This window comes from Bradyrhizobium sp. (assembly GCF_049581145.1).
In the GTDB taxonomy this organism is placed as follows: Bacteria; Pseudomonadota; Alphaproteobacteria; order Rhizobiales; family Xanthobacteraceae; genus Bradyrhizobium.
Genome location: NZ_JBAURI010001158.1, coordinates 1 through 5,007 on the forward strand (window position 1 = coordinate 1; position 5,007 = coordinate 5,007).

General features: G+C 62.8%; 5 protein-coding genes. 3 read left to right on the forward strand and 2 right to left on the reverse strand.

Features of this window, described 5'->3' with window-relative positions; translation table 11 throughout:
• Positions 1-667, reverse strand: a 667-nt coding sequence (locus WCB02_RS36950; RefSeq protein WP_423966726.1) for an alpha/beta fold hydrolase, incomplete at its 3' end; no start/stop codon positions are given.
• Between the two features lie 302 nt (positions 668-969).
• Here WCB02_RS36950 and WCB02_RS36955 point away from each other — a divergent pair.
• The 3 genes from WCB02_RS36955 to WCB02_RS36965 all read left to right on the forward strand — a co-directional run bounded on the left by WCB02_RS36955 (position 970) and on the right by WCB02_RS36965 (position 3,098).
• A complete protein-coding gene (locus tag WCB02_RS36955) occupies positions 970-1,965 on the forward strand; it encodes a GlxA family transcriptional regulator (protein WP_423966728.1) in 996 nt (331 codons plus the stop codon).
• Positions 1,966-2,123: 158 nt separating this feature from the next.
• Entirely contained in the window at positions 2,124-2,645 is a 522-nt protein-coding gene (locus tag WCB02_RS36960) for an N-acetyltransferase family protein (RefSeq protein WP_423966730.1), read from the forward strand.
• 153 nt (positions 2,646-2,798) lie between these two features.
• On the forward strand, positions 2,799-3,098 hold the full coding sequence (locus WCB02_RS36965) for a hypothetical protein (protein ID WP_423966732.1): 300 nt from the start codon (positions 2,799-2,801) through the stop codon (positions 3,096-3,098).
• A gap of 657 nt (positions 3,099-3,755) precedes the next feature.
• Here the strand turns inward: WCB02_RS36965 and dinB are convergent.
• Positions 3,756-4,862: a DNA polymerase IV gene (gene dinB / locus WCB02_RS36970; protein WP_423966735.1), complete on the reverse strand. Its 1,107-nt coding sequence runs from the start codon at positions 4,860-4,862 to the stop codon at positions 3,756-3,758.
• Positions 4,863-5,007: the final 145 nt, after the last annotated feature.

Sequence of the window (5,007 nt, forward strand, 5' to 3'; positions counted from 1 at the left end):
TCAGGATGAAGCTCGCGACGGCCTCGGGCTTCGACAGCATCGGGACGTGGCTGGTGTCGACATGCTCGATGGTGGCATTCATCCGGGTCGCCATCTTCTCCTGCTCCGCGCGCGGGATGGCGTGGTCCTGATCGCCGATCAGATAGAAAGTCGGCCGGCCGCGCCATGCGGCCTTGGTGAGCGTGCCGCCCAGGGCGGCGCCGTTGATCGGCCCCTGCGTCGCATAGACCAGCGCCTTTTCGGCCTCATCGAGATCCTGTGCGAACAGCGCAAAGATGCCGTTGTGCGACAGCGCCAGGAAGCCTTCGGTATCGGAACGTATCTCGGCGCCGAGCGGCGCGGCCTGGAATTGGGCGAACAGCGACCCGGCCGACTCGCCGGCATCGGGCGCGAAGGCGTCGATATAGACCAGCCGTTGCACCTTGGGGTCGTTGCCCGCTTCGCCGATCACCGCGCCGGCATAGCTGTGTCCGACCAGCACGACGTCACCTTCGGCCAACGCGATGGCGCGGCGAACCGCCGCCACGTCGGCATCGAAGCTGGTGAGCGGCAGCTGCACGGCCGTGACCGTCATTCCCCTGGTCGTCAGCAGCGGGATGACCTTGCTCCAGGACGATCCGTCGGCCCAGGCCCCATGCACCAAAATCACGTTGAAAACCGCGTTCATCGTCATTCTCCGTTGGTTTTTGCCCGATCGCAGGCGCACGCCGGCAGCCCGCGAATCCGGCTGGCCGACGCGGCTTGCGACCGCGGGATGAGTTGATGCCGGCGCTGGGTTCGATGGGCTGCTCTCGATGAGCGTTGAACCCTGCGTCCGGCCCGCAATGGATCGCAGCGAAACGATCCGGAGGCAACGATCGGCACCGTCGAGAAACTGCCAGCGATGTGTGATAAACTGCCGAAAGTAGGGCGGGCCGGTCTCTGGGATCGCGAGCGTCAGGATAGCGAACAGCAGATGGTCGGTCGCCGATGGCAAAAAGGGATATCGCCCTCATCATCCACGATGGCGTGCAGGCGCTCGACGTGGCCGGGCCACTCGACGTCTTCTCCGCCGCGAACATGTTCGTGGCTGCAACGGATGGTTACGACTGCCTGCTGATCGCCGGGGGGAAGTTGCCCGTCCGCTCGTCGAACGGGATGCTGCTCACGGCGCATCTGAGCTTTGAGGAGGCGTGCCGCCCCTTTCACACGGTGCTGGTGGCCGGCGGCCCGGCGCTCCCGGACGCCGCCGCGGACGACGCCACGTCGGAATGGCTGCGGCGATGGGGCATTCAGGCCGAGCGATATGGCTCGATCTGCACCGGCGCCTTTGCACTGGGTCATGCCGGGCTGCTCGACGGCCGCACCGCCGCGACACACTGGCAGAGCGCTGGCAAGCTCGCCGCGATGTTTCCGGCCGCGCGCGTCGAACACGATCGCATCTATATCCGCGACGATCGGCTGGTGACATCCGCAGGCGTAACGGCGGGGATCGACCTCGCGCTTGCGCTGGTCGGCGAGGACCATGGGGCGGCGGTGTCGCTCGCCTGCGCCAAGGGCCTGTTGGTGGTCGCTCAGCGCCAGGGCGGACAGTCACAATTCAGTCCGCTGCTGTTGCCGGTGAGCGATCCGGTCACGCCGCTCGGCAAGGTGCAGGCCTATGTACTGGCCCACCCCAGCGAGCCATTTTCTGTCGAGCGGTTGGCGGCCATCGCCGGCACGAGCGAACGCAGCATCGCGCGCATGTTCGTCAGCGAATTGGGCGTGACGCCGCACGATTTCATCGAAGGCGTTCGTCTCGACCAGGCCCGCAACCTGCTGGAATCCACCGACATCAGCCTGAAATCCGTGGCCTTCAATTGCGGCTTTGCGACGCCCGAACGGATGCGTGGAGCATTCCAGCGACGGCTGGGCGTCAGCCCGCTGCAGTATCGCGAAAGCTTCAGGGCGACGATCCAGGATCCCAGTCAAGCCATCGCAACCTGATACTCCGGGCACGGCGATCGGGTAGGTCCGTTGCGGTTCAGCTCCGGATATGCGTGCCGTTCCGGCATTTATGTCTCGCCACAGAAGCGAATTGCGTTTGATACCGCGGCGATTAACCTGTCCATGAGCTATGAGATCAAAACGGAACAGCGGTCATCATGACGGCACAACCTGCCATCGCCCCCGTAGGCGTCGAATTTCGACGATTGACTGTCGATGACCTGGATGTTTTTCGCGAGATTCGCGAGGAGGCCCTGCAGAAGTTTCCCCAATCGTTTTACTCTCTCGAAGAAGACCAGGGCGGTGACGCCACGGTAGCGGCTTATCGTCACTGGCTGAGCGGTACGATACTGGGCGCATTTGCATGCCAGACCCTGATCGGGATAGCAGGTTTTTATGTCTCGCCAGATAAGAGATCGCAACACCGGGGCCACATCTACACCGTGTACGTAAAGGAAGCCAGTCGAGGTCAAGGCGTTGGAGATGGGCTGATCAAACAGCTTCTTGCGCTGGCCGCCGCGCGTGTCGAGCAGGTGCATCTTGCCGTGCTGCTAACCGCGACGGATGCGATCAAGACGTACAAACGCAACGGGTTTGAGGTCTATGGTACCGATCCTCGCGCTGTTCGCATAGGCGACGCCACATACGACAAGTATCTCATGATGAAGAAATTCAGGTAGTAGAAGTCCCGGCGTGAATGCGGCAAAATTTGCGAACGTCGCTGATTTCTCACTTGGGTCATTTAGCGAGTTGATCGGACCACGCCATTCGCGGCCATTGACTCATTGTTCATCTTTTGTTCTTATGCTGCCAGCCGGCAAGGAGAACAGGCCATGGACAATCGCATCAATGAAATCCGCAGACTTATCAGATCTTTACGCGTCAGCATGAAGCAGGCCGAAGCCATCATGCGTGAGCAGATCAACCGGGACGAGGACTGCAGCTTCGTAGCGCAGGAGATCCTCAAGATGCGCACCGTCATGAGCCTCCTGGTTCGCGAACGCAGCACCCTCGGCGACAACGAGCCGATTCTCGTGCAAGACCTCGTCATACCCCGCCGGCTGCCGACACCGCCGCGTGTCCCTGTTGCGAAGCGCCGCCTCACGCCGCTGCGGGAGGCGACACGGGCCTGACCACCCGGCCGTGGTCACTTCTCCGACATGCGAGACGAGCGTTTTCGTGAAGTTGTCATATGCACGGCGCTCGATCCCTCTGCGCACCGGGCTGTCAGTTTCACACGTCGTCCTCACCGTCATTCCGGGGCGCGTTCTTGCGCGAGCCCGGAATCCATAACCACCGGCAGCAGTCGAGTTGTGCACGCGTTGCCGCGCCTGTCGAAATTCTGGTCTGTGGTTATGGATTCCGGGCCTGCACTCCGACCGGCTATCGCCGGCCGGAGTGCATCCCGGAATGACGAACGATGGGTCAACTCCCATGGGATCGGTTTCATGGCATCGCTTGTCTAGACTTGTCTAGACTTGCCGGAATTTCTGAAAGCCTTGAGCGAACCGCAAGACATCATGTGCTCTCCTCGCCGGAGGCGTTATCAGTCCTGGGTTGCCGTTGTTGACCGGTCTCGTCTTCGCTGCACCCGATCCCCGCGGGCCGGCTTCGGCGTCGTGATGTTCACGCTCCTGCGGGTGCCATTGCAGTGGGCGATGCGCCGCGCGCATGCTGCCACATTCACGGACCACGACCATCGGAAGAAGGGGGCAGCATATCGTCCACCGACGGTGATCGTATGGTCTCGATGACAGCGATCGGCCGGCACGCCGAGCGGGCTCGTGGCGTCAGATCGGCAAGTTCAATTGGGGCTCGCCGTCGGCCTCGGTCTGCAGGGACGACAGCGAAACCCCGAGAAGCCGCACCGGCTTTGGCACGGGCATTTCGCTCGCGAGCAGGCCGATCGCCAGGCGCTCCAGGTCGCCCCGGTTCGAGACCGCGACGGGAACGGACCGGCTGCGCGTGATGATTTCGAAGTCGGAGAATTTCACTTTCAGCGTCACCGTGCGCCCGCGGTTGCCGGTGCTCTCGCAATGGTGCCAGACCTTGTCGATCAGCTGTCCAAGTTCGGCGATCATCGCATCGAGCGCGGTGAGGTCGGTGAAGAAGGTGTTCTCGGCGCCGACGGATTTGCGGATCCGGTTGGCGCGGACGGGACGTTCGTCGACGCCGCGCGAGATCCAGTAGTAGTAGTCGCCGGACTTGCCGAAAGTATCGTGCAGGAAGGCGAGGGGCTGGTTGCGAAGATCGAGACCGGTCTGGATCCCAAGGGCGTTCATCTTGGCCGTGGTGGCCGGTCCGATGCCGTGGAACTTGCCGACCGGCAGGGCCTCCACGAACCCAGGACCCATCTCGGGAGAGATGACGTACTGCCCGTTTGGCTTGCGGTGATCGGAGGCGAGCTTGGCCAGGAACTTGTTGTAGGAGATGCCCGCCGAGGCGTTGAGACCGGTCTCGGCCTTGATCTTCGCCCTGATCTGCAGGGCGATATCTCTGGCCAGCGGAATGCCCTGAAGATTCTCGGTGACGTCGAGATAGGCCTCGTCGAGCGAGAGCGGTTCGATGATCGGCGTGTGCTCGGCGAAGATCTCGCGGATCTGGCGGCTGATCGCCTTGTAGACCTCGAAGCGCGGCTTGACGAAGATCAGGTCCGGACACTGCCGTTTCGCGGTGACCGAGGGCATCGCCGAGCGGACACCGAACTTGCGCGCCTCGTAGCTCGCGGCGGCGACCACGCCGCGCTCGCGCGAGCCGCCGACGGCGACGGGTTTGCCGCGCAGCGCCGGATCGTCCCGCTGCTCGACCGACGCGTAGAACGCATCCATGTCGATGTGGATGATCTTGCGATGGGACGGCGGCGCTGAAACGGCCTTGTCTCGATCCGGCGGTGTCATGTCCGGATTATACGACGGCGCACGCAAGCGCGCCGCCCTCTCGTTCAGCTTCTGGAACCTGTGAATCCTTCTGACGTTGCCCTCGACATCCATCCGAACAGGAGCAACCCATGACGGTCAAGAACATGGCGGTAAAGAACATGGC

Bases quoted from the DNA above. Each gene is read 5' to 3' on its own strand.
- WCB02_RS36960 (WP_423966730.1), top strand. From the start codon at position 2,124: ATGACGGCACAACCTGCCATCGCCCCCGTAGGCGTCGAATTTCGACGA.
- WCB02_RS36955 (WP_423966728.1), top strand. From the start codon at position 970: ATGGCAAAAAGGGATATCGCCCTCATCATCCACGATGGCGTGCAGGCG.
- dinB (WP_423966735.1), bottom strand. From the start codon at position 4,862: ATGACACCGCCGGATCGAGACAAGGCCGTTTCAGCGCCGCCGTCCCAT.
- WCB02_RS36965 (WP_423966732.1), top strand. From the start codon at position 2,799: ATGGACAATCGCATCAATGAAATCCGCAGACTTATCAGATCTTTACGC.